This is a genomic window from Candidatus Marithrix sp. Canyon 246 (assembly GCF_001723685.1).
Taxonomy (GTDB): domain Bacteria; phylum Pseudomonadota; class Gammaproteobacteria; order Beggiatoales; family Beggiatoaceae; genus Marithrix.
The window spans coordinates 1-23,679 of the sequence record NZ_MCBX01000010.1 but is presented as its reverse complement, the minus strand read 5'-3'; the positions used below and the strand labels follow the sequence as shown (position 1 = coordinate 23,679).

At 35.1% G+C, this 23,679-nt stretch carries 31 protein-coding genes; 19 read left to right on the top strand and 12 right to left on the bottom strand.

The window, feature by feature from the left end; genetic code table 11:
• Positions 1–157: 157 nt before the first annotated feature.
• Both BHU68_RS07745 and BHU68_RS18040 read right to left on the bottom strand, forming a co-directional pair.
• Complete coding sequence (locus tag BHU68_RS07745; protein ID WP_069471997.1) at positions 158–1,666, bottom strand: hypothetical protein; 1,509 nt, start codon at positions 1,664–1,666, stop codon at positions 158–160.
• 250 nt (positions 1,667–1,916) lie between these two features.
• Positions 1,917–2,042, bottom strand: a complete 126-nt coding sequence (locus tag BHU68_RS18040) for a hypothetical protein (RefSeq protein ID WP_256359169.1) — start codon at positions 2,040–2,042, stop codon at positions 1,917–1,919.
• A gap of 54 nt (positions 2,043–2,096) precedes the next feature.
• Here BHU68_RS18040 and BHU68_RS16420 point away from each other — a divergent pair, with 54 nt between their 5' ends.
• Entirely contained in the window at positions 2,097–2,420 is a 324-nt protein-coding gene (locus BHU68_RS16420; RefSeq protein ID WP_083235012.1) for an inorganic phosphate transporter, read from the top strand.
• Between the two features lie 59 nt (positions 2,421–2,479).
• Here the strand turns inward: BHU68_RS16420 and BHU68_RS07740 are convergent, their stop codons facing one another.
• Positions 2,480–4,285: a C13 family peptidase gene (locus BHU68_RS07740; protein ID WP_069473727.1), complete on the bottom strand. Its 1,806-nt coding sequence runs from the start codon at positions 4,283–4,285 to the stop codon at positions 2,480–2,482.
• A 201-nt stretch (positions 4,286–4,486) separates the two neighbouring features.
• On the opposite strand from BHU68_RS07740, the gene BHU68_RS07735 reads away from it, so the two are divergent.
• The 5 genes from BHU68_RS07735 to BHU68_RS07720 all read left to right on the top strand — a co-directional run bounded on the left by BHU68_RS07735 (position 4,487) and on the right by BHU68_RS07720 (position 6,914).
• Entirely contained in the window at positions 4,487–5,701 is a 1,215-nt protein-coding gene (locus tag BHU68_RS07735; RefSeq protein WP_069472348.1) for a formylglycine-generating enzyme family protein, read from the top strand.
• A gap of 241 nt (positions 5,702–5,942) precedes the next feature.
• Positions 5,943–6,164 carry a DUF4172 domain-containing protein gene (locus BHU68_RS07730; protein WP_069472349.1) on the top strand — a complete coding sequence of 74 codons (222 nt, stop codon included), beginning with the start codon at positions 5,943–5,945 and terminating at the stop codon, positions 6,162–6,164.
• Positions 6,157–6,441 carry a hypothetical protein gene (locus tag BHU68_RS07725; RefSeq protein WP_069472350.1) on the top strand — a complete coding sequence of 95 codons (285 nt, stop codon included), beginning with the start codon at positions 6,157–6,159 and terminating at the stop codon, positions 6,439–6,441. Before BHU68_RS07730 ends, BHU68_RS07725 begins: the two co-directional genes overlap by 8 nt.
• The gene (locus BHU68_RS16415) at positions 6,422–6,658 is read left to right on the top strand and encodes a BrnT family toxin (protein ID WP_083235025.1); all 237 of its coding nucleotides are present in this window, start codon (positions 6,422–6,424) and stop codon (positions 6,656–6,658) included. The genes BHU68_RS07725 and BHU68_RS16415 overlap by 20 nt, the downstream gene beginning before the upstream one ends.
• Positions 6,621–6,914: a BrnA antitoxin family protein gene (locus BHU68_RS07720; RefSeq protein ID WP_069472351.1), complete on the top strand. Its 294-nt coding sequence runs from the start codon at positions 6,621–6,623 to the stop codon at positions 6,912–6,914. Before BHU68_RS16415 ends, BHU68_RS07720 begins: the two co-directional genes overlap by 38 nt.
• Positions 6,915–6,969: 55 nt before the next feature.
• Here the strand turns inward: BHU68_RS07720 and BHU68_RS07715 are convergent, their stop codons facing one another.
• A complete protein-coding gene (locus tag BHU68_RS07715) occupies positions 6,970–7,785 on the bottom strand; it encodes a DNA-processing protein DprA (protein WP_069472352.1) in 816 nt (271 codons plus the stop codon).
• Positions 7,786–7,823: 38 nt separating this feature from the next.
• Between BHU68_RS07715 and ilvD the strand changes: the two genes are divergently transcribed.
• Complete coding sequence (ilvD, locus tag BHU68_RS07710) at positions 7,824–9,506, top strand: dihydroxy-acid dehydratase (RefSeq protein WP_069472353.1); 1,683 nt, start codon at positions 7,824–7,826, stop codon at positions 9,504–9,506.
• Positions 9,507–9,561: 55 nt separating this feature from the next.
• Positions 9,562–10,695 (top strand): AAA family ATPase, encoded by a 1,134-nt coding sequence (locus BHU68_RS07705; protein WP_069472354.1) that lies wholly within the window; start codon positions 9,562–9,564, stop codon positions 10,693–10,695.
• 1 nt (position 10,696) lies between these two features.
• Here the strand turns inward: BHU68_RS07705 and BHU68_RS07700 are convergent, their stop codons facing one another.
• From BHU68_RS07700 to BHU68_RS07690, 3 genes are all read right to left on the bottom strand, one after another.
• Complete coding sequence (locus tag BHU68_RS07700; protein WP_069472355.1) at positions 10,697–10,969, bottom strand: hypothetical protein; 273 nt, start codon at positions 10,967–10,969, stop codon at positions 10,697–10,699.
• Between the two features lie 293 nt (positions 10,970–11,262).
• Positions 11,263–11,607: a Txe/YoeB family addiction module toxin gene (locus BHU68_RS07695; RefSeq protein WP_069472356.1), complete on the bottom strand. Its 345-nt coding sequence runs from the start codon at positions 11,605–11,607 to the stop codon at positions 11,263–11,265.
• A complete protein-coding gene (locus BHU68_RS07690; protein ID WP_069472357.1) occupies positions 11,604–11,969 on the bottom strand; it encodes a hypothetical protein in 366 nt (121 codons plus the stop codon). The genes BHU68_RS07695 and BHU68_RS07690 overlap by 4 nt, the downstream gene beginning before the upstream one ends.
• Positions 11,970–12,096: 127 nt before the next feature.
• Between BHU68_RS07690 and BHU68_RS07685 the strand changes: the two genes are divergently transcribed.
• From BHU68_RS07685 to BHU68_RS07675, 4 genes are all read left to right on the top strand, one after another.
• Positions 12,097–12,867: a WD40 repeat domain-containing protein gene (locus BHU68_RS07685; RefSeq protein WP_069472358.1), complete on the top strand. Its 771-nt coding sequence runs from the start codon at positions 12,097–12,099 to the stop codon at positions 12,865–12,867.
• Positions 12,812–12,973, top strand: coding sequence for a hypothetical protein (locus BHU68_RS18325; protein ID WP_445082192.1), 162 nt, complete (start codon positions 12,812–12,814; stop codon positions 12,971–12,973). Before BHU68_RS07685 ends, BHU68_RS18325 begins: the two co-directional genes overlap by 56 nt.
• A 108-nt stretch (positions 12,974–13,081) precedes the next feature.
• Complete coding sequence (locus BHU68_RS07680) at positions 13,082–13,459, top strand: hypothetical protein (RefSeq protein ID WP_069472359.1); 378 nt, start codon at positions 13,082–13,084, stop codon at positions 13,457–13,459.
• 51 nt (positions 13,460–13,510) lie between these two features.
• Entirely contained in the window at positions 13,511–13,876 is a 366-nt protein-coding gene (locus tag BHU68_RS07675) for a WD40 repeat domain-containing protein (RefSeq protein ID WP_069472360.1), read from the top strand.
• A gap of 77 nt (positions 13,877–13,953) precedes the next feature.
• On the opposite strand, the gene BHU68_RS07670 is transcribed toward BHU68_RS07675, so the two are convergent.
• The 4 genes from BHU68_RS07670 to BHU68_RS07655 are packed head-to-tail and all read right to left on the bottom strand — an operon-like array spanning position 13,954 to position 15,620.
• The gene (locus BHU68_RS07670; RefSeq protein WP_069472361.1) at positions 13,954–14,316 is read right to left on the bottom strand and encodes a type II toxin-antitoxin system VapC family toxin; all 363 of its coding nucleotides are present in this window, start codon (positions 14,314–14,316) and stop codon (positions 13,954–13,956) included.
• Positions 14,309–14,650, bottom strand: coding sequence for a hypothetical protein (locus BHU68_RS07665; RefSeq protein ID WP_069472362.1), 342 nt, complete (start codon positions 14,648–14,650; stop codon positions 14,309–14,311). The genes BHU68_RS07670 and BHU68_RS07665 overlap by 8 nt, the downstream gene beginning before the upstream one ends.
• Positions 14,651–14,664: 14 nt before the next feature.
• Complete coding sequence (locus tag BHU68_RS07660) at positions 14,665–14,961, bottom strand: hypothetical protein (protein WP_069472363.1); 297 nt, start codon at positions 14,959–14,961, stop codon at positions 14,665–14,667.
• The gene (locus tag BHU68_RS07655; protein WP_069472364.1) at positions 14,922–15,620 is read right to left on the bottom strand and encodes a hypothetical protein; all 699 of its coding nucleotides are present in this window, start codon (positions 15,618–15,620) and stop codon (positions 14,922–14,924) included. Before BHU68_RS07655 ends, BHU68_RS07660 begins: the two co-directional genes overlap by 40 nt.
• An 82-nt stretch (positions 15,621–15,702) precedes the next feature.
• Between BHU68_RS07655 and BHU68_RS07650 the strand changes: the two genes are divergently transcribed.
• Together BHU68_RS07650 and BHU68_RS07645 are read left to right on the top strand one after the other, a co-directional pair.
• A complete protein-coding gene (locus BHU68_RS07650; RefSeq protein ID WP_069472365.1) occupies positions 15,703–16,386 on the top strand; it encodes a class I SAM-dependent methyltransferase in 684 nt (227 codons plus the stop codon).
• Between the two features lie 8 nt (positions 16,387–16,394).
• The gene (locus BHU68_RS07645) at positions 16,395–17,618 is read left to right on the top strand and encodes a NupC/NupG family nucleoside CNT transporter (RefSeq protein WP_069472366.1); all 1,224 of its coding nucleotides are present in this window, start codon (positions 16,395–16,397) and stop codon (positions 17,616–17,618) included.
• On the opposite strand, the gene BHU68_RS07640 is transcribed toward BHU68_RS07645, so the two are convergent.
• The gene (locus BHU68_RS07640) at positions 17,615–18,070 is read right to left on the bottom strand and encodes a DUF29 domain-containing protein (RefSeq protein ID WP_069472367.1); all 456 of its coding nucleotides are present in this window, start codon (positions 18,068–18,070) and stop codon (positions 17,615–17,617) included. The genes BHU68_RS07645 and BHU68_RS07640 overlap by 4 nt on opposite strands.
• A gap of 41 nt (positions 18,071–18,111) precedes the next feature.
• Here BHU68_RS07640 and BHU68_RS07635 point away from each other — a divergent pair, with 41 nt between their 5' ends.
• From BHU68_RS07635 to BHU68_RS07615, 5 genes are all read left to right on the top strand, one after another.
• The gene (locus BHU68_RS07635) at positions 18,112–19,332 is read left to right on the top strand and encodes a NupC/NupG family nucleoside CNT transporter (RefSeq protein ID WP_069472368.1); all 1,221 of its coding nucleotides are present in this window, start codon (positions 18,112–18,114) and stop codon (positions 19,330–19,332) included.
• A gap of 70 nt (positions 19,333–19,402) precedes the next feature.
• Positions 19,403–20,602 carry an alanine transaminase gene (gene alaC, locus BHU68_RS07630; protein WP_069472369.1) on the top strand — a complete coding sequence of 400 codons (1,200 nt, stop codon included), beginning with the start codon at positions 19,403–19,405 and terminating at the stop codon, positions 20,600–20,602.
• A 6-nt stretch (positions 20,603–20,608) separates the two neighbouring features.
• Entirely contained in the window at positions 20,609–21,910 is a 1,302-nt protein-coding gene (locus tag BHU68_RS07625; protein WP_069472370.1) for a homoserine dehydrogenase, read from the top strand.
• Positions 21,911–21,966: 56 nt separating this feature from the next.
• Positions 21,967–23,028 carry a DegT/DnrJ/EryC1/StrS family aminotransferase gene (locus BHU68_RS07620; protein ID WP_069472371.1) on the top strand — a complete coding sequence of 354 codons (1,062 nt, stop codon included), beginning with the start codon at positions 21,967–21,969 and terminating at the stop codon, positions 23,026–23,028.
• 73 nt (positions 23,029–23,101) lie between these two features.
• The coding region (locus BHU68_RS07615) for a hypothetical protein (RefSeq protein ID WP_083235046.1) at positions 23,102–23,679 on the top strand (578 nt) is incomplete at its 3' end.

The window sequence follows — 23,679 nt, the reverse complement described above, 5'->3', positions numbered from 1 at the left end:
ATTCAAAGATTTTGCAATCTTGGGCTAGCCAGTTGGCATTGTTCCAAGGATCTGTTTCTGGTGTGGTTATTATTCCGCAGGTGTTATATTTGCCTGTCGCTAAGATGGTGGTGGAATGACAACGCGCAAATATTCTGCAAAAATCAAACTACTATGATCATGGCAATTTTACTATAGGATAGTGTTTATATTTTTCTACAAGATTTACTATTGTTTGATCATAATATTTAGGTTTAACCTTGTTATACTCTGATGTCACTAAATAAACATCCTTTTTATGTTTTGGATTAATCCTGTTAATAAAATTAGACCAGCTTTCTTTATTCGTATAATAAGGTAGATAAAATGGTTTTCCTATTTGTATATCAGTATAGAGGTACTTCAAGTGTATATTCCCAAAAACCACAATACTATTTTTATCTACATCAGCATATTTTTTTTCTATATTTTGTATAGTTTCATTATACATAGCTTGTTTATCTTGTTTCCATACACTATACGGAAAATTTATAAAATAAGATAATAGCGCAAACGATAGTAAGAAAATTTTAAACTCATTGAATAATTTTTCAGTTGTAAATTTTTCGATATAAACAATAAAAGCGATGAAGAGTAAAAAACTTCCCGGTGCAAGCAATCTAGCTCTATAAGTATCAAATTGAACTAGCCATCGCATCAGTATTATAAAAAACAAATAGACTAAACCGATTGAAATAAATACTAAAACTAATTTTCTAGTTTTATTGTTCTGACTATTTTTTAGTACATTAAAAATACTTGTTCTATATTTGACTATGAGATAGATCAGTACAGAAAACTGCATCCAAAAAATTAGCATAGCTGTTTTTGAGATGCTATTCATAGGAATTATAGTTTCAGATATTATTGCCCTAAGCAACATCACAAATAATTCTCCATCTGTCTCAGGTGCAGCTATCCTTGGCATACCTGTAGGAAAACCTGTTTGAAGATAATTGTGATAAAGGTATCCAAACATGATTACTATATTAAAGCTAGCAATCGTTATTAAAATAATTGACTTAGATTTATCTTTTTTTACAAATCCATAATACAATCCAAGCAATCCAATCAAACCAAAGCTAAAAGCCCCTATGTACCTTGACAAAAATAAAAATAGAGATGAAACAAATAAAGAAATATATATTAAAACTAATTTTTTAGGCTCCAACATAAACATATAAATCGAAATACCAAACCAAACTAGACCAAAAATAAAAACAGTTTCACTCCAAGTATAGGTAAATATTTCTATAGAAGATGCAAATAAAAATATGAAACCATATACATAAGCATTATGCTTAAACAATACTCTAAAAACACTTAAAATCAATCCTATGAGAAATATATTTAAGACTTTTGAAGCCCAAAAAACTGAAAGACCAGTTAATTTTGCTGTAAGATAAATAAGAGATGAATACCCAATGGGCCATATTGCAAAAAATTCTCTGTCATTACCCGTTAGTCCATAGAAAGATACAAAAAAACCATTTCCATCTAATAAATTTTGTGATAATGCTAAATATCCTGTTGAATCTATTGTTAAAAATCCATCAGGGTTAAAATATGATTTCACAAAAATAGCAATTGCTATCATTGAAAAAATAATAAGTAAATACCAATCTTCTTTTTTTATACGAAAAATCATTTTTTTTATCTATGTTGTATTTGAGAAAGATTCTCTGCCACTTCTTTAGGCAGTGCGGTTTTTTTTGATTGCATTTACCGTATGATCAATGGCAATCGTTTAAAATAACCGCAATATCAGTACCAGTATTGATTATTCAGTGGCTTAACAGCTAAAAAACTTGAAAAGACAGGAAAGAATAGCAGCAATCAGCTTAATCAATAACTAAAGTAGCTAAACTTAAACCGCTGACAACTTGCACCATCAATGCCTAATGCCAAGCCACTAGTAATAGTAATACTGTACTATCACCATGTATAAATAATATCGCGTGCGGCGGATAATCTGAATGATATAAAGTTAATAATTGACGCTGTGGTTTGTCTAACCATAACATGATATAGCCCATACAACTAGTGGAGCAGCACAAGCCCTTGATATTCGTTTTGCAATGGTAGCAATTGCACTAGGAATGGCAATTGGAGGATTATTAAATGCACGTCGGGTAGCTGAAACCATCAGCCACAAAATTACTGAGATAAATCATAGCCAAGGCTTCTCAGCCAACCTAGTGACTAGCTTCTTAGTAATAATTGCCAGCAAATTCGGAATACCAGTATCCACCACCCACGTATCTGTAGGCTCAATATTTGGCATTGGAATGATTAGCGGCAATGTCAATGCTAAAATAATTAGCAGCATAATCCTATCATGGCTAATTACCTTACCAGTTGCAATATTTTTTAGCGCGTTAATGTATTATCTTGTTTCCTAACATAAAATAGGGTGTTAGACCTGACAGGTTTTTAAAACCTGTCAGGTCTTTTTAACATTTTATTTCAATTCAAAGATTTTGCAATCTTGGGCTAGCCAGTTGGCATTGTTCCAAGGGTCTGTTTCTGGTGTGGTTATTATTCCGCAGGTGTTATATTTGCCTGTCGCTAAGCCGGGGGGGAGGTTTATGTCTATTATTGGGAAGCTTTTTGTTGAGTTGATTTTTACCTTTTTATGGTATGTTTGAATTGTTCCCGGTAAGTTTATGTTTAGTGGGTAGCTTATTGTTACAAAGTAGCCGGCTGGAAATATTATCGCTGCATATAGATCATATGGGCTGGGGGTGTTTGGAACTTCGTTTATATCTAGCATAAATCTAAAGCGGTTGCCTATTTTGTAGCTGCTTTGATTTAGTCTTACTGTTAATGCTGATGTGCCGCTGGCTTGTACTTCTCCTGTTAATTTGTCTGACCATGTTCCATCTATGCCTTGGGCTTGGTAGCTTATTTGCCAAGTGCCTGTTCGGTTGAAGCCTGAATACACTGTTTCATAACGATTTCTTTCTGCTTGGTATGTCATTATTGTTTCTTGTCGCTGGAAATTGGTTGCTTCTCCTTGGTATTCTGTGCTTTTTATATTTGGTGGTATTAATACTGCTCTTACTTTACGTATATTTTCTCCGCTTGGGGAAGTTTTTACCCATAAAAATCCTTCTTTTTGTTGTGGTGTCAGGATTAGTGGCGAATGAATGTCAATCATGTAGGGAGCGGCTGCTGCATGTGTTCCTTCTTTGCCTAGTATAAATTTTTTTGCTAGTCTTCCATCTAGTTGTGGAATTTGTTTACCAAACAGTGTTGGTTTCGTTTGCATATAGTCTTTGGTAGTTATGAAGGCATCCTTTATGCTTTTGCCACGTCGCAATTCGCTGATTAAGGGTTCTGAAAAGTTGTCATATTTGGCATTCCAAGCACGAGTTTTGGCATCGGCACTGGCTACTATTATTCGGTTTGTCGCTGATAATTCATTTAAAAATGATCCTGAATAACAGCTGTCAAGTATGATTAGTTGTTGAGCCGCTGTTGGAACTTTGTCTAATAGACGCTTTAATTCTTCGGCTGATAGCCAGTTTTCTAAATTCATTTGTAGCTGCTCTGGATTTGCATGTCCATGAAAATAGAAGATAAATTGTTGCCCAGCTTGCAAATATTTGATACTATCAAATGCGGCTTCTAATTCGCTTAGAGGGTCAAATAATTGATAATCTACTATATTATCTTCTTCTTTACCATCACCATCAATATCTTGCCCACCTTTGAAGGGATTGAAATAAATAATGTCATCATCAGTATAACCACGCTGAAGTAGGGTATTATACATTTGTAGATTTAAATCTTGACTATATTTAAATAAGGTATTTTGTTTATGTGCGCCACTACCTGCTATCAGAATCGCTGTACCCAAGCTGGTTGATGGTGGTGCTAAGTTAGCTTGAACTTTATAAGATTTGCCATTAAAACTTATCCAACCTATTAAATCTGACCACGCATAACCATTAAAATCACCTGTTTCTAGGTTAATTTTTACTTGAGAATGATCTGATTTAAACATGATCCAACCAAAATTTGGATTCCAAGCATAACCTGATAAATTACCTTGCCCATCATGAATCACGCCCCAGTTTTCGCCGCTTAATTTTAACCAACCAATGTTATCTGACCAAGCATAACCTTCCAAATGATCTGGAAATACTGTAACACCGCCATTATTAGGATTAAAATCAAACCAGCCAGCGTTATTTGACCAAGTGTATTTATTATGTAGGGTGGGTAGTAGCGAAGCGGAAACCCACCATGAATTATCAATCATGTAGGGTGGGTAGTAGCGAAGCGGAAACCCACCATGAATTATCAATCATGTAGAGTGGGTAGTAACGAAGCGGAAACCCACCATGAATTATCAATTATGTAGAGTGGGTAGTAACGAAGCGGAAACCCACCATGAATTATCAATCATGTAGGGTGGGTAGAAACCCACCATGAATTATTTTCAATATAAGGATTAAACAAAATGAAAATTAAATCAACATTATTAACAATTTATTTATTACCTGTAGCGGCATATTCTGTTGGACCTTCTGGTCCACCGGGTGATGCTGCTAATGCTATGTATAGTCTTTCTGATATTTGTCAACGTTTGGATAGTGGTGTTAGTGGTGAGATGCGGGTTTTTAGTGATCCTAGTTCTGCTCCTGGTAGTAAAATTGCTTGTAGTTTGAATGAGTTAATGGATAAAGCCCCTGCTAAAGTTGCAGATGGGGTTAATCCAAATCAAGTTCCTGCGGGTAAAAAGTATTGGGGCTTAACTGATAGTTGGGGTTTACAAACAGGTACTATGCCTAATAATGGTGCTAAAAATTATACTCCTTCTGCTGCTCAACAAGCTGGTGGTGCTGGTTATTATGAGTCAATAGTTATTGATGGTGATGCTAATTTAAAACCAGAAAATATTCGGGCTGGTGTTAGTGTTTTTGGTGTGGTTGGTACTTATATTCCAGAAGCTCAAACTCCAACTGCTGGCTCTACCTTTCGTGATACTTTGAAAGATGGTAGCTCTGGTCCAGAAATGGTTATGATTCCTGCTGGTAGTTTTAGAATGGGTGATATTCAAGGTGGTGGTGATAGTGATGAACAACCAGTGCATTCTGTTTCTGTGGGGCAGTTTGCTATGGGGAAATTTGAAGTGACATTTGCTGAATATGATAAGTTTGCTGATGCTACTGGTAGAAGTAAACCTGATGATAGAATCTGGGGGCGTGGTAATCGTCCGGTAATTAAGGTTTCTTGGAATGATGCTACAGCTTATGCAGCATGGCTTAGTGATCAAACTGGTAAGCAATATCGTCTGCCTACTGAGGCTGAATGGGAATATGCGGCTAGGGCTGGTACGGAGACTAAGTATTGGTGGGGTAATGAGATTGATAAAAGTAAAGCAAATTATAACGTTAATCTTGGTAAAACTTCTCCAGTGGGAAGTTATGCTGCTAATCAATTTGGTTTATATGACACTTCAGGAAATGTATATGAGTGGACTTGCTCATTATATGAAAATAAATATAATGGTAAAGAAAAACAATGTGTTACAACTGGAAACAGTTTGTCCCTTCGCGGCGGCTCGTGGCTCGGCGTCGCGTGGCACATGCGCTCGGCTGACCGCAGCAGGAGCAAGCCGACGTACCGCAGCGACGACGTGGGCTTCCGGGTCTCCATGCTCGTAACCCTTTAAACTTTATCACTTTTACCATTTTAATTTTTTTAGCTTTTAAATTTTAAAGTTTTCTGATTAGTTTCGGCTAATCAGTCTCTGTAAAGTCCAACAGGCTAATAGTACAACGAATTAGGAAATAAACGAATTTCAATTAGTTTAATTCTTAATTCGTTGTACTAAAAGTAGTCACCGACAGTTTAAATATGCAAGCTGATGCGAATAAATAGTCTAATCACATCAAATTTGATATGATTAAACCATGCAAACATATCAAAAATGGATCTGGCAACATCCTGATTGGGCTAATTTCAGTTATGATTTAAAACAATTGTTGCCTGAGCTTACAAACTTATCGCGCTTAATTGGTGGGCTTGAAGCTGCGGTGTTGGCTGATGATGCGATAGAAACATCAGCAATTGAAGGGCAAATCACTAGCTGGTTAAAGTGGTTTTTTACAAACTCTCATTACTGCAATGAATGACTCAGCTTGGATCATAGAACAAGTTATTAAAAAAACCCAGTTTTGGAATAAACATAAAGACACCCCACTCAATACTAGACAACATAAAGTACTAAATCGCCTATTGAATGATGGAAATAAATTTGAAGGCGGAATGACAACGCGCAAATATGCTAGTATCAGCAAATGCAGCAAAGTAACCGCCAGCCGTGATCTTGCCGATTTAGAAATCAAAAAAATTCTAAAAAAACGCCCCGGCAGTGGCAGAAGTACAAGTTATGAGATTGATTTTAACTAAACTCCAACATCGACGAAAAATATTTGATGGTTATACCATAAGCTTTGAAGATGATAGAATTAGCTACGGAGAACAAAGGTTTGTTACTTTGGGTATGCTTCAAAGTCGCGTTGTAGCAACTGTTCACACTGAAAGAGATAACAATATACGAATAATTTCAATTCGTAAGGCAACTAAGTATGAAGAGAGAAACTATTATTCAAAAATCAGAAACTGATTGGAAATCAATAGATGCAATGAAAGATCAAGATATCGATTTCTCTGATCTTCCGGAAGTATCTCCTGATAAATTTACAAACGCTATTGTTCGTAAAGCTCTAAAACAAGTTCCAAATAAAACACAGATTAGCTTACATATTGATACAGATGTTCTTAACTGGTTTAAAGCTCAGGGTAAGGAATATCAAAGTAATATTAATTCATTATTAAAATCATACAAATCATACATGGAAGCCAATCAAAGCCATAGTTAGCATGATTCCTTGGGCTTATTTTCGTCAGTTAGACCTGACAGGTTTTAAAAACCTGTCAGGTCTGTCTAACATTATAAATCTCCAATTCATCAAAAATATCCTGAACAGTTTCCACCAATTTAGCCCCATCCTGAATTAACTTATGACAAGACTTAACCAACGGATTATAAACTGATCCCGGCATTGCAAATACCTCACGCCCCTGTTCAAGCGCAAAATCCACTGGATACAGCGCGTGACTATTTTCAGGAGCCTCCACAACCAAAACTCCCACACTCAAACCACTAATAATACGACTACGACGCTTAAAAGTTTCAGCAGTAATCGCCATTTTATTATAAGGTGAAATCTCAGAAACTAAAGTACTAAAACTAGTATTTTTGACATACTCCAAACCCTCAAAAGCCACTCCAACAGATTTACCCGAACCAGCCAAAGCCCCTTGATGACTAGCCATTTCAATACCCAAACTCAAACCACCACAAATAACAAAACCACACTCAGATAAAGCCTTAGCAAATTGCCAAGAAACCTGCCTAGCAAAGCCACTAGCACGCCGAGTTCCAACAATAGCCAACTGAACACTATTCAACAACTCACAATCTCCTTTCACAAATAACAAAAATGGAGGATCATAAATTTCAGCCAACATAAAAGGATAATTCGCATCAAACAAAGTCAAAACATGATTATTTTTTTGATCTAGCCATAACAAATCCTGTTCCACCGCATTCCAATCAGGCAACCAATGCTTAGCCTCAAAAACTGCACGCGGATGACCATAAAAATCAATTAAGCGTCTAAAATTAATAGGAAACAAAGGAACATGCGCCAAAGCTAACCAATACTCTATATCTTTAATTAAAGGCATTTGTTAAAATAAAACAATCATAACTATGGAATATATAAATGGCAACAAAACTAAATAAAATCAGCTCCAAAATAACTCAAACTAAATCACAAGGCGCATCTCAAGCCATGCTCTACGGCACCGGCTTAACTGAAGATGACATGAAAAAACCCCAAATTGGAATTGGCAGTGTTTGGTATGAAGGTAATACATGTAACATGCACCTCATGGATTTAGCCGCCAAAGTTAAAGAAGGCGTTGTTGCCGCTGACTTGGTAGGAATGCGATTTAATACCATTGGTGTTAGTGATGGAATTTCAATGGGTACCAGCGGCATGAGTTACTCATTACAATCGCGCGATATAATCGCAGATTCTATTGAAACCATAATGGCTGCCCAATGGTATGATGCCAATATATCACTACCCGGTTGCGACAAAAACATGCCCGGCTGCATCATAGCAATGGGCAGACTAAATCGCCCATCGCTAATGATTTATGGCGGCACCATCAAACCGGGGCATGACAAAAACAATAATACCCTAGACATTGTATCAGCATTTCAATCCTATGGACAATATATTACAGATAACATAGATGAAGAACAACGTCAAGACATAGTAAAACACTCATGCCCCGGCGCAGGAGCCTGTGGTGGCATGTACACAGCCAACACAATGGCATCAGCAATTGAAGCACTAGGAATGAGCTTACCCTACAGCTCATCAACACCAGCCGTTGATCCCGGCAAATTAGAAGAATGCTTTAAAGCTGGCGCAGCAATTCGTCACTTATTAGAACAAGACATCAAACCTCGTGATATTATGACTCGCGCCGCCTTTGAAAATGCTATAGTAATAGTAATGGCATTAGGCGGATCAACCAATGCAGTATTACACCTAATCGCAATGGCAAGATCAGTTGATGTCGAACTAACAATTGATGACTTTCAAAAAGTAAGTGATCGCATACCATTTATAGCAGACTTAAAACCAAGTGGAAAATATGTTATGGAAGACATCCATAACATTGGCGGCATACCAGCAGTAATGAAATACCTGTTAGAACAAGGACTAATAAATGGCGATTGCTTAACCGTTACAGGTAAAACCATAACAGAAAACTTAGCCGATTTACCCGGATTAAATCCAGAACAACAAGTTATTCTACCATTAGAAAAACCGATAAAAGCAACTGGACACATCCAAATTCTCAAAGGCAACCTTGCACCACAAGGATCAGTAGCAAAAATCACCGGCAAAGAAGGCTTAAACTTCACTGGACCAGCCAAAGTATATGATTGTGAAGAAGATATGCTAAAAGCATTAGAAAAAAACAAAATAGTCAAGGGAGACGTAGTAGTAATTCGTTACGAAGGGCCAAAAGGTGGACCCGGAATGCCAGAAATGTTGACACCAACCTCAGCAATAGTAGGAGCTGGACTAGCCAACGACGTTGCCCTACTTACAGATGGACGCTTCTCAGGCGGCTCACATGGATTTATTGTAGGACACATAGTACCAGAAGCGCAAGAAGGCGGACCAATAGCCCTAGTAAAAAACGGAGATATAATAACAATTGACGCAGAAAGCAAACAACTAAGCGTCAACATAACCGAACAACAAATGGCAGAACGTCGCGTCCAATGGACAATGCCAGCCTACAAAGCCACACGAGGCACATTATATAAATACATAAAAAATGTGAAAAATGCCTCACAAGGCTGCGTTACCGACGAATAATTTGTAAATTGTTGGGCTTTCTTTCGTTAGCCCAACCTACATATTAATTAATATTATGTCAATAACTCATTTTAGCTTTTCTAACCACTCCGAAAACTGGTACCTTAAACAAGTTGATTTAGATAACTTTAACTTATTGGTAGGTATTTCCGGTGTAGGCAAAACCAAAATTCTCAACGCGCTAGAATTCGTATCTCGTGTAGCTACTGGTGGAGATTATAAACTGAATGGTGAAACTTGGATAATTGGTTTTAGCATTAATGGAGAACAATATCAATGGAAATTTGAAAGTACACTAATTAAATCTAAAATACCATATATTTATGGAAAAAAAGTACCTACAATCACCTTAGAAGAAATTATTATACAAGGAGATAAAACTACTACACTCTTAAAACGCTCTGAAACCGAATTTAAGCTCAACAATAACAACATACCAATTTTTGAAAAAAAAGATTGTGCAATCAATCTATTATCTAAAATTGAACTAATAAAGCCAATTCATCAAATATTTAAAAAATTTATATTCAGCGATATATTACAAGAAAAACACTTTGGCACACGTATAACTCCACAAGAGCCAAATCTAACTGAAGTATCAGAACCTATAGAGCAATTTAAAGAGGAAAGCACTAAACTACCAACTATCGTAAAAGCCTACCGCTTACAACAACGCTATTCAGAAGAATTTACTAAAATAAAAAACCTATTTACAACAATTTTTGGCTCAGTAGAAGACATAAAGATAGAAATTAGCAAAAACACTGGAGGGGTTTATGAATATGTATTTTACCTCAAAGAAAAAACCTCGCCCAAATGGATAGCCCAATGGGAAATGTCATCAGGAATGTTTCGTACTATCATACACCTAATAGAAATTTCGCTAGCACCGAAAAATAGCGTAATAATAATAGACGAACTAGAAAGCGGCTTAGGAACTAACTGTATGCCCGGTTTAACAGAATTCCTACTAAGCAAAACATCACACTTACAAGTGATACTAACAAGCCACCATCCATACATAATAAACAACATTCCAGACAAAACATGGAAAATAGTAAAAAGAAATGGAGGGCAAGTAACAGTAACCCCAGCGCATGACATTTCAGCAATAGACACAACATCAAGCTTAGACAAATTTTTGCAACTACTACAACTGCCAGACTATAAAAATGGGATTACTAACTAAGCTATCGCCCATAAACCTGTTGCCACAATCGTAAAGCCTGTTGATATTGATCATAATTTCGATATTGATCAGGCATAGGCATAGGTTCAACAAAAACCTGATTTTGCCGTTTCACAGCCACATCCTGCCAAATTTGCAACGCCTGTTGATATTGGTCATAATTTCGATATTGATAAGGTTTAGGCATTGAATTCATACCACCACCATAATAACCATAAGAATAAGCGGTACTATAAATAGTCAATAATAAGCTGAATATAATTAAAGTTTTCATATATGTTTTCCTGCGCAATTGTTGGAATTTTAGAATTATATTCTAACAATTAATGCAAAGCATATGTTGGTTTAGTAATAATATGTTCATCAGAATCTACATAATTTAATTTAATTTACTGATGTTACGCATTGAACAGGGGATAACATACCAGCCTAGGGCAACGCCCTAGGAATGAATTAGGTGTGATAATAAACGGATTATTGGTAATAAGCTAGAAAAAAAATCCGTTTATTCCGTAAATCCGTTGTACTAATTACTTGTAGGGTCGGTGATAACCTACCTATAATTCTTTATTTATGATTTTCATCATCAGAAAAACCATTTTTTCCTAAATTTATTTCTACTGTCTTATCTATTGATGACAATTCTGGTATTTCAGAATAATGGTAACGGGCTTGCCATAAATAGGCGTATTCATCATCGAAGTTGTAAACCAATCTATTGACTTTGTCAATACGTCGTGACCACAGACCAGTCAATTTATGTTTTAAAGGTTCCGGTTTGCCAATACCCATTTTAGGTGTGGCACAAATCTGTGCCAACATATTTTTAATTTTTTGATACTTTTTTGGATCTGTCTGTTTCCAATATTTCAAAGCTTCAATAGCAGAAGGCATCACCTGTAGTTTTCTCATTCAAGTAACTGATCCAATTCATCTAAGTTATCAACAATTATTCCTTGCCCAGCTTCAAATTCTTGCTTAGCATGTTCTAATTGCAAAGCATTTGCGGGCGATTTTAATAGATAGTCCGTTTCATCTTCTATCCTTTCAACAGCCGCATTAATTTCACGGCTGATTTTGTTTAACAGTTCAATTACAGTTTCTGGTTTGGCACCTATTAGCTTTTCAAATTCTTTCGGTTTTAATCCCAAGCCATAGCAAATCTCATGGAGCGAATTATTTAATAAACCAGCTTCATCGCGAGACAAATGAATTTCGATTAGATTTGCCTTTAAATTGTGACTATTTTTACTTAAAAGTGCTGTACTTTCCATAAGCTATAACCTCTTTTATATGCTTATTTTTAGATAGGCTTATCATATCACTTTAAGGCTGTAGGTATTGATTTAAATTATAAATTACGCTAAAATTAATTTTATTAGTTACAGGAGCTAGCAAGTTATGTCCATTTCATTAAAACATTTTGCAATTATCCTAATTTTAAGCTTTTCTAATAACAGTTGGGCGGACTGTAGTGATGCCGCTATTGATTTTGTTTATCAGTTTTATGATGTACATAGTCAAGCTGGTAGCATTTATCGTCAAAAGGCTTTACAATTATGTCCAACTATGCCAGAGGCGCATAATAATTTAGCTTCTTTGTTGGAAGATGAAGCTTCTTATTCTCAGGCTATTTTTCATTATAAGCAAGCCATACAACAGCGTCCTAATTTTCCTCAAGCTTGGTATGGTTTAGGCGAGACTTATTATAAGCAAGGACGCTTTGCGCTTAGTTTAGAAGCTCATTTACATGCTTGTCAAGATGATAAGGATAGCTTGTTGGCTTTGTATGATCCACAGCGTCGGCAAGCTATGAATCAGTTGAATCACACGCATTGGCTTTTAGAAGTTTATATGGCAAAACTATTCAAATTCATGGTCATACCGATACTCAAGCTTTTAAAGCTACTATCCCTAACCGGATGCAACGAACCCGAAAATAAACCACCACCAACATCAGAACAAACTGAAACAATAAGCTTCAGAGCACCCCCCATCCTGCAAATCGACACTGGCGGGCATAAGTCGAAGATTAATGATGTCAGATTCACCTCCGATGGACGTTATTTAGTCTCGGCGGCAGATGACAAACTAGTGCGAATCTGGGACTTAGAAACTGGAGAGACAGTGCGAACGCTACGAGGACACAATAATTCTAAAAGGACATACTGATGCTATTTATGATCTAGCTTTTACTCCAGATTCTAAGCGTGTGGTTACTGCTAGTAATGATAAGCGTTTAGGTCTGTGGCAATATCTCCTACAAATGGTAATATAGCTTCTGGAAGTAGAGATCACATTGCTATATGGAATGGACTAACTGGGAAATTTCTTAAAAGCTTCGCTAATCAAAGCGCAAAAGTTTCTAGCTTATCTTTTAGTCCTAATGAGTTCAACATCTAACTCTCACGTATTCTCTTATCCCAGCGGGCAGAGTGTTAATGCTAGTATTTGGGCTGTGGGTTTTTCAGAAGATGGGACAGAGATAGGTTGGGGAAAAACACAAGCTCCTTCAGCAAAACCTTCTATTAATCGCGGTCTAATAGAATATCGTCTCAGATTCCCTAGCTCAGATCATCCACTAGGCACACCCAAAGAAATTCAACCCTATAAGAATTACATTCGCGCTAAAGATAAATGGCAAGATTGGTATCTATATCACTATAAAGGCGGTGATTATAACTATAATGCAGCCATTGTTGCTATTAGCAAACAAAACAGTATAGTTGCCACTATTCAACGTGGTAATACTGATGGTTATTAACACCGTTCCTATACCTTCACACCCAACGGACAAATAATTATCAGCGGTGGAATGAACGGAGTTCTCACCTCTTACAAACGCGATGGCTCAAAAATTGGCGATTATATTGGGCATACTGACATTATTTGGGCAGTGGCAGTTTCGGCAGATGGACGTTTCTTGCTTTCTGGTAGTGCTGATCAAACAGTACGGCTTTGGAATGTCAAGACACAGGAAAATTTATTAACCTTGTTTCATGCAAGTAATGGAGAATGGGTAGCTTGGACAAATAGTGGACATTATGCTGCTTCGCCTAATGGGGATAAAATGGTGAGTTGGCAATTAAATAAAGGCGTGGATTCTGCCGCTGATTATGTCACGGCTACTAAAAGATGCCGCCGATGCACGAATAACAGTAATAAGTGCAACAGACAGTGAAACGCTAGCCCAAGAACTACCACAACTAAAACATGGAATATTCACCTACGCCCTAAGGATTAAAAGGCAAAGCCGACTCAAATGTCCGTTTCATTCTCGCCTATTTGTTCTTTATATTTCTGAAATTGTTCCTTAAGTTCTCCAAATATTTCTGCTCCTTGTGTTGTTAAAGCATAAAGTTTAATTATATTTTGTTCTTTATTTTCATTTTTATCTGCATCTTTAATATATTGTATAGCTTCTCTTGCTTCTTGAATTAATTCAGGTATTTTAGCATGAGCGGCTCCATATTCCATTTCATAGAGACTGATAATTGAAGCATAAAGCTCTACATTATCATTCAGAGCATTCACCTTTGAAATAAATTTATCATGGTGTGTATCATGACTTTTAGTTAGGGAACTAAGGCTATTTGTATCCAATAAATATCTTTTATTCATGTTTTGTCATAATAAAATTATCATGAAATTCTTTTCTACCCTTATCAAATACTTCCCCAGCTTCTTTTCCCATAGCATGTTGTTTTAAACCTTCGGTAAATTTTTTCCATTTGCCAGTATTTTTCGGTTTATATATTGATGAAATATTCAATCTTTTACGAATTTCTTCTGGAGAATTAGCCTTTAATGCCTCCGGATTGGTTCTGAATAATTCATTCACAATTTGCTCGAGAGCTTCTTGAACATATTTATGATTGATATTAACAATAGTCTCAGGAATCTTTACATTTATAGATAAAGTCTGTTGTAAAACTTGTTTATTTATACTTTCCATTTTTACCTCTTTAACTACTTATTCATTAAAATTTGAGCATTAACTTGCTCCTGAGTAAAAAACCCATACTGTCCAATTTGACAAGTATTACCTTCTAAACGCGCCATAACTTGTTTAATTGTTGGAATCTTATTAGATTTTAACAAACGATGCAAACCATATGCTGGTTGGCGACATAGTATAGCTATTAAATTATCACCTCCAAATGGAGATGTTACTTTTAGCGACGGAAGATTATAAGGAAATTTATTAACCCTATAAAGCTCATCATCTATAATAAAACCTTGTTTATGATTGTAATCATAAAACAACAAAGATTCATCCTTACCATCTTTTTCATCAAAAGGCTGACTATCTCGATTTTGACTAATGTAGCGCGTTGTCTTGAAATGTAATTATTATAGAAACGTGGACCATTTTCATCTAACCCCCATTTACCTGTGTAAAATGGTATAGGCATAGCTCGTTTTATTGGTATAAAACCACGTATTTTGCCACGCATCATACCAGTACCTCGCCCTGAACGACTGATTGTATTTACGTTACCATCTAACATTTGAGCTTCTTCTGCTTGTTTATAAATTGTTTCGATTTGAGCTTTTGCAGGTGCTTGAGGTGTTGCCTGCTTATCACTTATTAAATCCAATGCCTGATTATAAAATGTATTGGCATTTTGCCAATCTTGACGACGTATCGCAATATCACCATACAAAGCTTGAGTAGCCCAAGTCATAATTTTAGCGCGTTTAAGCCAATTTTCTGCCGCTGCAATATTTGACATACTACGTTTCACAGCATTTCTATAAGATGATGGGCAATAGCGTAATCTTGGTAACAATCGTTCTAATTTAGTTAAATCATTAGCACGTATTGCCTGATTTACTTGTAATTGATAATCATTACAAGCAGCACCAATTGGTGAAGTTACAATTAATAATAAATTAAACAATAATATACGTATAATAAACATATTTAGACCCTCTAATTAATAATATATTGTATATAATGAGACATCATAGATTTTATTCACTTATAATAAAAATTGCAATAATATGTCAAAGCAAATAAAAGAATTTTTCAATCAATGGAATATCTATAAAAAAGTAATTAAACATAATTACATGTTTCATATAGAAATATTTCAAAAATTACAATATTTCCTAAATCAACATCAGCATCAAAATCTATTAGATTTAGGATGTGGAGATGCTTATCATATAGCGCGAATCTTAAAAAATAGCCACATAACAAATTACTATGGAATCGATCTTTCTGAAATTGCCTTACAAGAAGCACAACAAAATTTTGCTACTATCAATTGTGATAAACAATTTATTCAAACAAATTTAATAGATTTTATAGCTACTCAACAAGCTAAATTTGATATTATCATCGCAGGTTATTCCATACATCATCTAACTTTGACAGAAAAAGACAATTTTTTTGCACAAGCAACTATAGCCTTAAAACCCGGTGGCTCTTTACTAATATATGATCTAGTGCGTTGTGAAGATGAAACTCAAAGCGATTACCTTGATCGTTGGTGGAAATATTGTTTGAATAATTGGAAAGCTATGACATCAGAAGAATTAAGTCTAATTAAATACCATATATATAACAATGATTATCCAGAAACTTTTGCAATTTTTAATAAAATAGCCATCAAACAACAATATAAAAAAGTCGAATCTTTATATAAGGATGATTTTTATGAACTTTATCGTTTTTCCCTGTAACTTCTAATATGACAATACTACAAAGCATATTTGGAATTCTATCTATTCTACTGATTGCCTATCTCTTCAGTGAAGCAAAAAAAACAATTGTATTTAAATCTATTTTAATAGCAATTGCTATTCATTTAATACTAGCTATCATGTTTTTAAATCTACCCATATTTAAAGATATGTTCATGATGCTTAATAAATTAGTATTAGCATTAGAAACAGCAACAACTGCTGGTACTAGCTTTGTATTTGGCTATCTTGGAGGCGGTGCTACTCCATTTGAAATTAAAAATGAAAACTCAATGTTTATCCTAGCTTTTAAAGCACTGCCTATCATTTTAATAATGAGCGTTATATCATATCTACTTTATTATTATCGTATATTGCCCTTCATTGTAAAAATATTTTCCTTGTTACTAGAAAAAACCCTAAAAATCAGAGGAGCCGCTGGAGTTAGTGCCGCCGCCAATGCCTTTGTTGGAATGGTAGAAGCACCACTATTAATCAAACCATATATAAAAGACATGACACGCGGAGAATTATTTAGCGTCATGGTAGCAGGCATGTCAACAATTGCTGGATCAATAATGGTTTTATACGCAACAATTATAGGATCCAAAATACCAGATGCAATGGGGCATATATTAACCGCATCAGTATTAAACGTAATATCAGCCTTAATCATATCTATGATCATGATCCCCCATAACAGCGACAAACAACAAAATAAAATTACCTTTCCAAAAATGGCAGATAGCCCAATGGATGCAATTATCAAAGGTACCAGTGATGGCATAAAACTGCTAGTAAATATTATAGCAATACTTATAGTCTTAATAGCCCTAGTCAATCTAATAAATCAAATAATACAGCCACTCAGTTTACAAGGCATTTTAGGCGTAATAATGGCACCACTAGCCTTCCTAATAGGAATTCCCATTTCAGAAGTTATGACAGCAGGATCATTAATGGGAACCAAAGTTATATTAAATTCACTAATAGCATATATAGATTTATTAAATCTACCAGCAGACGCGCTACAAGAAAAAAGTCAATTAATTATGATATATGCAATGTGTGGATTTGCAAATATAGGCAGTCTTGGTATTATGGTAGGAGGAATGACAACAATAGCACCAGAAAAAAGAAGCGAAATAATATCATTAGGAATGAAATCATTATTTGCAGGAGTATTAGCTACTTCTTTTACCGCCGCTGTTGTTGGCTTGATGTTAAATTAAGGATAAAAATCATCATCTAATGTTTGTTCCAAAGAATATGGGTTGTTGTTTGGAAAAACATTTTTTGGTAAATCAGTTTCTGCTATAGCAGCTCTAAGTGCCAAACGGTAAGCATCATCAAGTTTTTCTGTTAATTGATGCTTTAAACTAGGGCTATCAACTAAAATTAAATGTACTTGTTCACGTTGCTCATTAATCGTCATTTTCCAACTTTTACTACGTATTTCCGCTTGAAATTGCCACTTTAACAAGTGCATAAGTAACACTTTTAAACGACTCAATAACTCCCGTTTATCACGTTTTGCCATACTTTCTAGCTCATCAATTATATTCTCAATATCAATTTTATTTAACTGCTGTCGTCGCAAGAGTTCAGCATTTGTCATGAGCCAAAGGTAAAAATCTGTTTCATAACCTTTTGCAGTTGCTGCATCTAGAATTAAATTAATCATATATAATGATACATTATTACTAACTTCTAAAGAATATTAACATGATGATACTACAAAGTATATTTGGAATCTTATCTATTTTACTGATTGCCTATCTCTTCAGTGAAGCAAAAAAAACCATTGTATTTAAATCTATTTTAATCGCAATTGCTATTCATTTAATACTAACGATAATGTTTTTAAATCTACCCATATTCAAAGATATTTTCATGATGCTGAATAAATTAGTATTAGTATTAGAAACAGCAACAACTGCTGGTACTAGCTTTGTATTTGGCTATCTTGGAGGCGGTGCTACTCCATTTGAAATTAAAAATGAAAACTCAATGTTTATCCTAGCTTTTAAAGCACTGCCTATCATTTTAATAATGAGCGTTATATCATATCTACTTTATTATTATCGTATATTGCCCTTCATTGTAAAAATATTTTCCTTGTTACTAGAAAAAACCCTAAAAATCAGAGGAGCCGCTGGAGTTAGTGCCGCCGCCAATGCCTTTGTTGGAATGGTAGAAGCACCACTATTAATCAAACCATATATAAAAGACATGACACGCGGAGAATTATTTAGCGTCATGGTAGCAGGCATGTCAACAATTGCTGGATCAATAATGGTTTTATACGCAACAATTATAGGATCCAAAATACCAGATGCAATGGGGCATATATTAACCGCATCAGTATTAAACGTAATATCAGCCTTAATCATATCTATGATCATGATCCCCCATAACAGCGACAAAAAACAAAAGAAAATTACATTTCCAAAAATCGCAGATAGCCCAATGGATGCAATTATCAAAGGTACCAGCGATGGTGTAAAACTGCTAGTAAATATTATAGCAATGCTCATAGTCTTAATAGCCCTAGTAAACTTAATCAATCAAATTATACAACCACTAAGTTTACAATACATATTAGGTATAATAATGGCACCACTCACCTTTTTAATAGGAATTCCCGTTGCAGAAATTATGACAGCAGGATCATTAATGGGAACCAAAATTATATTAAATGAACTAATAGCATATATAGATTTATCAAATCTACCAAAAGACGCGCTACAAGAAAAAAGCCAAATAATAATGATATATGCAATGTGTGGATTTGCAAATATAGGCAGCCTTGGTATTATGGTTGGAGGAATGACAACAATGGCACCAGAAAAAAGAAGTGAAATAATATCATTAGGCATAAAATCAGTATTTGCAGGAGTATTAGCTACTTGCTTTACCGCCGCTGTTGTTGGTTTGATAATTTAATTAAAATTTGGCGTATAATTTGCGACTTTTCTATACATATTATCATTTAGTGTTTATAAGGAATTTTACCTTGAAAGATGACTTCCCTCGTATAAAGCTCCTACCTCCTTACATATTTAATATAGTAGGCGATTTAAAATTAAAAGCACGTTCTCTAGGTGAGGATATTATTGACTTTGGTATGGGTAATCCCGATCAAGCTACCCCTCAACATATCATAGACAAATTAGTAGAAACAGCGCAGCGTAAAGATACGCATGGTTATTCAGCCTCAAAAGGCATACCGCGTTTACGTCAAGCCATCTCTAATTGGTATCAACAACGTTATAATGTATCCTTAAATCCTGAAACTGAAGCAATTGTTACCATTGGCTCTAAAGAAGGCTTAGCCCATTTAGCCTTAGCTACCGTTGAAAAAGGCGATACAATCTTAGTACCAAATCCAGCTTATCCCATTCATCCTTATGGTTTTATAATCGCAGGTGCTGAAATTGATCATGTACCTTTAATGCCCGGCGTTGATTTTTTCTCTGAATTAGTTAAAAAAATTACTACTGCTAAAATTCCCCCAAAAATATTATTATTAAACTTTCCCGGCAACCCAACCACACAATGCGTTGATTTAGACTTCTTTGCACAAGTAGTTGATATTGCTAAAAAGTATAAAATATGGGTCATACATGATTTAGCCTATGCAGATATTGTGTTTGATGGTTATGTGGCACCTTCAATCTTACAAATACCCGGTGCCAAGAATATTGCTGTAGAATCTTTTTCCTTATCTAAAAGTTATAATATGCCCGGTTGGCGAGTAGGGTTTATGTGTGGTAATCCAACCCTGATTGGAGCTTTAACTCGCCTCAAATCATATCTTGACTACGGTACATTTACCCCGATTCAAGTCGCAAGTGTTAGCGCACTTGAAGATGATCAAACTTGTGTTCAAGAAATATGCGATATGTATTATGAACGTCGTAATGTATTATGCGACGGCTTAAATGCTATAGGATGGCAAGTAGAAAAACCTAAAGCAACAATGTTTGTATGGGCAGAAATTCCAGACCAATATAAATCAATGGGTTCTTTAGAATTTGCTAAAAAACTAATAAATGACGCTAAAATTGCAGTATCACCCGGTATTGGTTTTGGTAGTTATGGTGATGATCATGTACGTTTTGCTTTGATTGAAAACCCTCATCGCACTCGTCAAGCATTACGTAACATTAAAGAAATGTTTAAGAAAGATAAATTATTACAAATAGGAGAATAAACAACAATGTTAAATCCAGTGAAAGTAGGAATACTTGGATTAGGTACAGTCGGTGGTGGCACAGTTAGCACATTACAGAAAAATGCTGATGAAATTGCTCGCCGTGCAGGGCGAGGTATTGTAGTTACTCATGCTTGCGCAAAAGAAATAAATAAAGCTTATCCTTATGATACAGACAATATTAAATTAACAGATCAATTGATTGATGTAGTCAATCAACCTGATATAGATATTGTAGTTGAATTAATAGGTGGCACTACCATCGCGCTAGAAATAATCCTCAAAGCGATTCAAAATGGTAAACATGTAGTAACAGCAAATAAAGCCTTGATTGCCAAACATGGTAATGAAATTTTTGCCGCTGCGCAAGAAAAAGGAGTTATGGTTGCATTTGAAGCCGCAGTTGCTGGTGGTATTCCAATCATTAAAGCCTTGCGCGAAGGTTTAGCCGCTAATGAAATCGCATATATTGCTGGTATTATTAATGGTACTAGTAACTTTATTTTAACTGAAATGCGTGAAAAAGGCAGTGATTTTAGCGAAGTATTAGCTGAAGCTCAAGACTTAGGTTACGCTGAAAAAGATCCAACTTTTGATATAGAAGGAGTTGATGCTGCTCACAAATTAACAATTTTAGCCTCGATTGCCTTTGGTATTCCATTACAATTTGATAAAGTGTATATGGAAGGAATTACCAAGATTAGTAATGAAGATGTAAAATTTGCAGATGAATTAGGCTATAAAATAAAACATCTAGGCATTACCAAACGCACAGACAAAGGCATTGAACTACGTGTACATCCAACATTTGTAGCAAAGAAACGTTTAATAGCCAATGTAGAAGGAGTAATGAACGCCGTATTAGTAGATTCAGACGCATTAGGAGAATCACTATACTATGGAGCTGGAGCAGGAGCATTAGCAACAGGATCAGCGATAATAGCAGACTTAGTAGATGTAACCCGCACACTAACAACAGATCCCGGCAATCGCGTACCTCACCTAGCCTTTCAAGCCCTAGCTGATTTACCAATAGTAGCAATAGAAGAAATAGAAACTAGTTATTATTTAAGGATTTCCGCGAATGACACATTAGGAGTCTTAGCATATATTACTTCAATACTAAGTGAACAAAACATAAATATTGAAGCAATTATTCAAAAAGAACCGATAGAAGGAACAGAAGAAGTAACAATAGTAATACTTACCTATAAAGTAGTAGAGAAAAACCTAAATAAAGCAATTGAAACAATTGAAAAATTAGATGCTATAAACGGGCAAGTGACTCATATTCGGGTAGAAAATTAAATTTTGGCAAAAGACCTGACAGGTTTTAAAAACCTGTCAGGTCTGAGAGTAGTACTATGACAATAGAATTCATTGATTTAAAAGCACAACAGCAACAAATCCTGCCCCAGTTAGAAAAAAATATTCACCAAGTTCTGCATCACGGCAAATACATCATGGGTCCAGAAATTGCCCAACTGGAACAAAAACTAGCCAACTATGTAGGCGTAAAACACTGCATAAGCGTCTCCAGCGGCACAGATGCCTTACTTATAGCCATGATGGCACTCGGCATAAAACCAGATGATGAAATTATTACTACGCCTTTCAGTTTCATTGCCACTGCTGAAACAATTATGTTATTGGGAGCAAAACCAGTTTTTGTAGATATTGATCCACGTACTTATAATATTGATCCTAAACATATTGAAGCCGCAATAACAGCAAAAACTAAAGCTATTATGCCAGTTTCCTTGTATGGACAATGTGCAGATTTTGACGCTATTAATAAATATAATCTGCCGGTTATTGAAGACGCTGCTCAAAGTTTTGGAGCCACTTATAAAGGACAAAAATCTTGTAGTTTATCGACGATTGGCTGTACCAGTTTTTTCCCTTCTAAACCCTTGGGATGTTATGGAGATGGTGGGGCATGTTTTACCAATGATGATGAATTAGCCAAAATAATGCGCGAAATTCGAGTACATGGGCAAGAAAAACGTTATCATCATACTCGTATTGGTATTAATGGACGCATGGACACTTTACAAGCCGCGATATTATTAGCAAAACTAGAAATTTTCCCACAAGAAGTTCAAGCGCGTAATCATATTGGACAAACATATACTGAAAAATTAAAGGATTGTGTCACCACACCATATATTGAACTACATAATACCAGCGTCTATGCCCAATATACGATACAAGTTGACAATCGTGATCAACTACAACAAAAATTAAAACAACAAGACATTCCAACAGCGGTTCATTATCCCATTCCCCTAAATAAGCAAGAAGCATTTGCTAAATTAGAAAGTGATTGTTCAGTGGCAGAGAAAGTGGCTGAAAGAGTTATTAGCTTGCCTATGCACCCTTATTTGACGGAAATTGAACATATTTGCCAAAAAATAATTGTCTGAATCAGACAAACAAGTCCAACACCTAAACATATTTTATGATATGCTAGAACCCTACTAAAACGGTTATTTAAAAATGTCTCTAAAAGAACAAGTACCAATTTATACTTTTTCTACCATTAGTTTTAAAGATTTAGAATCTATTGTAGAAATTAAAAGAAATATTTCTATTGAAATATTCTCTGATTGGTTTAAGGCTGATATTGAACTTAATCAAAATGACCAAGATTTTTTTAATAATTTAATTAAGGAAAATTACTTTTTAATAGAAAGCTATAACGAAGAAGAACTAAAAGTAAAATTTATTGCTCCGATTTTAAATAGAGTAAAATTTACTGATGTGGATCATGAAATAAGAGATTTTTATGAAGAAAAGCTCACCTATAAAACCGATAAATTTATCTTAACAGGTACCACAGATTTTTTAGTAGCAAAAGGCTTAGAATATTCAAAAATACCTTATTTTTTTATTCAAGAATTTAAAAAATCCATTAAAAATGACGACCCTAGACCACAACTATTAGCAGAATTAATCTCAGCAATAGAAATTAATAATTTTAAAGTAATAAAAGGGGCTTTTATCATAGGAGAAAATTGGAACTTTGTAATTTTAGAAAAATTAGATAATGAGAAATATCAATATTTTATTAGTCA